The sequence below is a fragment of the Streptomyces mesophilus genome (assembly GCF_040300965.1).
In the GTDB taxonomy this organism is placed as follows: Bacteria; Actinomycetota; Actinomycetes; order Streptomycetales; family Streptomycetaceae; genus Streptomyces; species Streptomyces mesophilus_A.
In genome coordinates this window covers 1-4,729 of record NZ_JBEPEW010000282.1, presented here as the reverse complement: position 1 = coordinate 4,729, position 4,729 = coordinate 1, and the positions used below count along the sequence as shown (strand labels likewise).

At 71.0% G+C, this 4,729-nt stretch carries 6 protein-coding genes; 1 reads left to right on the top strand and 5 read right to left on the bottom strand.

The features are described from left to right. Positions 1 to 74: 74 nt before the first annotated feature. The 5 genes from ABT367_RS40895 to ABT367_RS40875 form a co-directional block, all read right to left on the bottom strand. Positions 75 to 341 carry a GlsB/YeaQ/YmgE family stress response membrane protein gene (locus tag ABT367_RS40895; protein ID WP_352258999.1) on the bottom strand — a complete coding sequence of 89 codons (267 nt, stop codon included), beginning with the start codon at positions 339 to 341 and terminating at the stop codon, positions 75 to 77. Between the two features lie 85 nt (positions 342 to 426). After that, positions 427 to 1,098: a response regulator transcription factor gene (locus tag ABT367_RS40890; protein ID WP_352258997.1), complete on the bottom strand. Its 672-nt coding sequence runs from the start codon at positions 1,096 to 1,098 to the stop codon at positions 427 to 429. A gap of 1 nt (position 1,099) precedes the next feature. Further along, complete coding sequence (locus ABT367_RS40885) at positions 1,100 to 2,056, bottom strand: HAMP domain-containing sensor histidine kinase (RefSeq protein WP_352258995.1); 957 nt, start codon at positions 2,054 to 2,056, stop codon at positions 1,100 to 1,102. Positions 2,057 to 2,064: 8 nt separating this feature from the next. Beyond that, the gene (locus tag ABT367_RS40880; protein WP_352258993.1) at positions 2,065 to 3,315 is read right to left on the bottom strand and encodes a cation:proton antiporter; all 1,251 of its coding nucleotides are present in this window, start codon (positions 3,313 to 3,315) and stop codon (positions 2,065 to 2,067) included. Positions 3,316 to 3,320: 5 nt separating this feature from the next. Further along, positions 3,321 to 3,791: a cation:proton antiporter regulatory subunit gene (locus ABT367_RS40875; RefSeq protein ID WP_352258991.1), complete on the bottom strand. Its 471-nt coding sequence runs from the start codon at positions 3,789 to 3,791 to the stop codon at positions 3,321 to 3,323. 463 nt (positions 3,792 to 4,254) lie between these two features. On the opposite strand from ABT367_RS40875, the gene ABT367_RS40870 reads away from it, so the two are divergent. Next, complete coding sequence (locus ABT367_RS40870) at positions 4,255 to 4,638, top strand: STAS domain-containing protein (RefSeq protein ID WP_352258989.1); 384 nt, start codon at positions 4,255 to 4,257, stop codon at positions 4,636 to 4,638. The last annotated feature ends 91 nt before the right edge of the window (positions 4,639 to 4,729 follow it).

Below are 4,729 nucleotides of genomic sequence, written 5' to 3'. Positions count from 1 at the left end.
GTCCATGCGGCCGGGCGTCTTCCCGGCCGCATGGACCCCCGCCCCTCTGCGGCGTCAGCGGCCTCTGTGCGACGTCAGCGCCGACGCAGCTTCACCCGGTCGATGGCCGCGACACCCAGGGCCGCCAGGGCGATCTGGATGAGCCACTCGCCCCAGTCCACCCCCTCGGTGTCCGCCACTCCGAGCCCGCCCGCGATGGCTGTGCCGATCAGGGCCGCCACGATGCCGACGAGGATCGTCCACAGGATGCCGATGCGCTGCCGTCCGGGAAGCACAAGGCGCCCGAGCACGCCGATCACGATGCCGATCACGATGGCGCTGATCAGACCTGATATCTCCATCACTGCCCCTTTGTTGTGACACTCGTGTGCCGAGTGCCCCTCACCGGGGGAGCCAATCGCCCGCGTCGGTTCCCGCAGCCGGGTGTCAGGGCTCGATCAGCCCCGTGCGGATCGCGTACCGGGTGAGTTCGAGGCGGTCGCGCAGACCGAGTTTCTGCAGCATGTTGGCGCGGTGCCGTTCGACGGTCTTCACACTGATGCACAGCAGGCCGGCGATCTCCTTGGAGGTGTGGCCCTCGGCCACCAGCTTGAGCACTTCCTCCTCGCGCTCCGTCACGGCCCGGTCCGGGAGCGGTTCGCCGTTCCGCGCCCGCTCGAGGTAGTCGCGGATCAGGGTGGTCATGGTGCCCGGATAGAGGAACGGTTCGCCGCGCATGGCCGCCCGGCAGGCGTCCACCAGGTCACGGTCGGCGACGGACTTGGGTACGTAACCGCTGGCTCCGGCTTTGAGCGCCTCGAAGAAGTACTGCTCGTTGTCGTACATCGTGAGCATGAGAATGCGCAGGTCCGGCTGGGTACGGGCCAGTTCACGCGCGGCCTGCAGTCCGGTCATCCGCGGCATCGCGATGTCCAGGACGGCGAGCGCCGGGCGGTGGGCACGCGCCATGGCCACGGCTTCGGCACCGTTGTCTGCCTCCGCCACGACGTCGAGGTCAGGTTCGCTGTCGAGGATGAGCCGCACCCCGCGCCGTACCAACGCGTGGTCGTCCGCGAGCAGGACGCGGATGGGCCCGGGGACGGTCGGGGAGGTGTGCATCTCAGGCCGTTCCTTTCTCCGGCGCCGGCGCGGTCATCCGGACGCGGGTCCCGCCGCCGGGTGCCGGGCCGATCGCCAGGTCGGCGCCGATGAGCAGGGCCCGCTCACGCATCCCGCGGATGCCGGATCCCTCCGGCGCCCCGCCCGTGCCGCCGCCGTTGTCGTCGACGGTGAGCTCCACCCCGTACGAGGTACGCAGCAGCCGCAGGTCGACCTTGGTCGCGCCGGCATGCCGTGCCGCGTTGGTCAGGCTCTCCTGGGCCACGCGGTACAGGACGAGTTCGGCCTGGTCCCCGAGCGCGGGCAGGTCCGGGGCGTACGCACGCCGGACCGTGAGCCCGGAAGGGACCGAGACCTCATGGGCGAGTGCGGTGAGTGCGCTGGTCAGGCCGAGCTCGTCGAGGACGCCCGGGCGCAGACCCCGGGCGATCCCGCGGATCTCGTCGAGTCCGGCCCGCGTGGTCTCCTGCACGCGGTGCAGATCCTCGCGCAGCGGCTCGGGGACCTGGTCGGCGAGCCGCTTCAGGTCGAGGAGCACCACGGTGAGGGTCTGGCCGACCTCGTCGTGCAACTCCTGGGCGATACGGCGCCGTTCCGCCTCCTGCGCCCAGAGCGCGAGCGCGCTGCTGGCCGCGCGTTCGGCCTCGAGGCGGTCGAGCATGGTGTTGAACGTGCCGATGAGGTCCGCGATCCCGCCTGTGCCGGAGACCTCGAGGCGCCGGCCGGGCCGCAGCAGATCCGTCGTGGTCATCGCCCGCGTGAGCCGCTGCAGCGGCGCGAGGCCGAGACGGAACAGCACCGCGTTCGCGGCCAGCATCACCACCACTCCGGCCACGGCGATCACGGCCTCGGTGAGCAGCACAGGGGTGGAGACCGTGACCGGTCCGAGCAGCAGCAGCGCCGCGGCCGCGAGCAGCACCACGGCGTTCAGCAGGAAGATCCGCCAGAACAACGACACGACCCGCCCTACCCCTGCCCCCGGTGATCCGTCGCCGGTTCCGCCTCGGGGCCTGCGGGCGCGACGGCGGCCGGGACCTTCGTCGGCGGCGGTCCGGCCGGTGTGCGGTCCTTGGTCAGGCGTGCGGCCAGGGGCTGCGTGTAGCGCGCCGTCAACGGGCCGATCACGACGAGGATCAGGACGTACGCGGTGGCCAGCGGGCCCAGCTGCGGTTCGATTCCGGCCGTGACGGCCAGTCCGGCGATCACGATCGAGAACTCTCCGCGGGCCACCAGCGTTCCGCCCGCCCGCCAGCGTCCCTTGACGGCGATGCCCGCGCGCCTGGCGGCCCAGTAGCCCGTCGCGATCTTCGTGCAGGCGGTGACCAGCGCGAGCAGGAGCGCGGGCAGCAGCACGGGCGGGATGCTCGCCGGGTCCGTGTGCAGGCCGAAGAAGACGAAGAACACCGCCGCGAACAGGTCCCGCAGCGGCGAGAGCAGCGCATGTGTGCCCTCGGCGACCTCGCCCGACAGCGCGATGCCCACCAGGAACGCGCCGACCGCCGCCGAGACCTGCAGCTGCTGTGCGATGCCCGCCACCAGGAGCGTCAGGCCGAGCACGACCAGGAGCAGCTTCTCGGGGTCGTCGCTGGAGACGAAGCGCGAGATGAGCCGCCCGTACCGCAGGGCGATGAAGAGGACGGCGCCCGCGACACCCAGGGCGATCCCCAGGGTGACGGCGCCGACGGCGAGGCTCACGCCCGCCAACAGGGCGGTGATGATGGGCAGATAGACGGCCATCGCCAGGTCTTCGAGGACCAGGATGCTGAGGATCACCGGCGTCTCGCGGTTGCCGAGGCGGCCCAGGTCGCCGAGCACCTTCGCGATCACGCCGGATGACGAGATCCAGGTGACACCGGCGAGGACCACCGCGGCCACCGGCCCCCAGCCGAGCAGCAGCGCCGCGGCCGCACCCGGCAGCGCGTTGAGCGAGAAGTCGACGAGCCCGGCCGGGTACTGGGTCTTCAGATTCGATACGAGGTCACTGGCCGTGTACTCGAGGCCCAGCATCAACAGCAGCAGGATGACGCCGATCTCGGCGCCGATGGCCACGAACTCCTCGCTCGCACCGAGCGGGAGCAGCCCTCCTTCACCGAAGGCAAGACCGGCCAGGAGGTAGAGCGGAATCGGGGAGAACCGCAGCCGCCCGGCGAGCCTGCCGAGCAGGCCGAGGCCCAGGATGATCGCGCCGAACTCTATGAGGAAGACAGCAGAGTGCATGGGGCTCACTCACGTCCGAGTATCGAAGCGGCCGCGTCCACGCCTTCGCGCGTACCGATGACGATGATCGTGTCCCCGCCGGCAAGGCGGAAGTCGGGCGTCGGCGAGGGGATCGCCTCGGCCCGGCGCAGCACGGCGACGACGGACACACCGGTCTCGGTACGCAGCCGTGTGTCGCCGAGGACCCGGCCGTTCCAGTGCGAGTGCGCCGACACCTCCATACGCTCGGCCACCAGGCCGAGATCGGTGGTGTGCAGCAGGTTCGGGCTGTGGTGCGCGGGCATAAGGGCGTCGATCACGGCTGCGGTCTCCGCGCCCGTCAGGTGGACGGCCTGGGCGCAGGCGTCGGGGTCGTCGCCGTGGTAGACGTTCACGGTCCGGGTGCCGTCGCGGTGGGCGACCACCGACAGGTGGTGGTGCGCCCGCGTGGTCAGGTCGTAGCGGACACCGATCCCCGGCAGGGGTGTCGTACTCATCCGTGGAGCGGGCACAGCCCGGCCCTCCTCATCACTGCTCAGGAACTCATGGGCCCGGCAGCACCGGTGTCGCGCACCGGCCTGCCGCAAACCAGCCATCCTGCCACCCCGGCACGGCGCGCAGATATGGGTGTCGGCACGGATGGACACGCCACTGAGCAGCGGACATCCTGCTGGGGGCGGCGTGCGGGACGCGGCAGGTCACGGGCCGGCAGCGGTCCGGAACGGTCCGGACCTGCTCACCTCGGCGTGACCGGACCTGCTCACCTCGGAGTGTCCGGACGGGAGCGCGGATGTCGGGGGTCATTCGCCTTCGGACCGAATGTGTTCAGTACCCGTCCCCCGATGGCGTGTGCGCTCCCCGATGGTGTAAACGAATGGTGCCGCCCCGGACCACGCCGGCACCCTCGGTTTCCGCTGCCGGGGGTCTTCTCGACTGCACGCACATTGCTGGGGGTTCGCCATGTGCGCCGCCGAATCCACCTTTGCCCTGTACGAACATCGCGCGGGCACGACCACGGTCATCCGTCTGTGCGGCGAGATCGACATCCACGCCGCCCTCGTGCTGGGCCCGCGCGCGGAGCAACTGACCGGGGAGCTGCCCGACGTCCTCGTCGACCTGAGCGCCGTGACGTTCCTGGACGTCGGCGGCCTGCGGCTGCTGGCCAGGATGCGGGACCGTGCCCAAGACCGTGGTCTCGAGCTGCGGTTCGTACGCGGCACGGCGCAGGTGATGCGGGTGTTCCGTATGACGCGCCAGGACAGCTCGTACACCTTCGTCGACCGACTTCCGCCGGGCCAGGGGGAGGACGAGGACCGGCCTCCCGGCCTCGTCACCGTTCCCTGAACCGCGCCCCAGCGAGTCCACCTGGGCGGTGAAGGCGTCGCGCTCGTTGTCGTGCAGGAGCGTGAAGGCGTGCGCGGAGGTGCCGACCGTG

Excerpts from the sequence above, each read along its gene's own strand:
- ABT367_RS40890 (WP_352258997.1), bottom strand. The coding sequence starts at position 1,098 with ATGCACACCTCCCCGACCGTCCCCGGGCCCATCCGCGTCCTGCTCGCG.
- ABT367_RS40870 (WP_352258989.1), top strand. The coding sequence starts at position 4,255 with ATGTGCGCCGCCGAATCCACCTTTGCCCTGTACGAACATCGCGCGGGC.
- ABT367_RS40895 (WP_352258999.1), bottom strand. The coding sequence starts at position 341 with ATGGAGATATCAGGTCTGATCAGCGCCATCGTGATCGGCATCGTGATC.
- ABT367_RS40880 (WP_352258993.1), bottom strand. The coding sequence starts at position 3,315 with ATGCACTCTGCTGTCTTCCTCATAGAGTTCGGCGCGATCATCCTGGGC.
- ABT367_RS40875 (WP_352258991.1), bottom strand. The coding sequence starts at position 3,791 with ATGAGTACGACACCCCTGCCGGGGATCGGTGTCCGCTACGACCTGACC.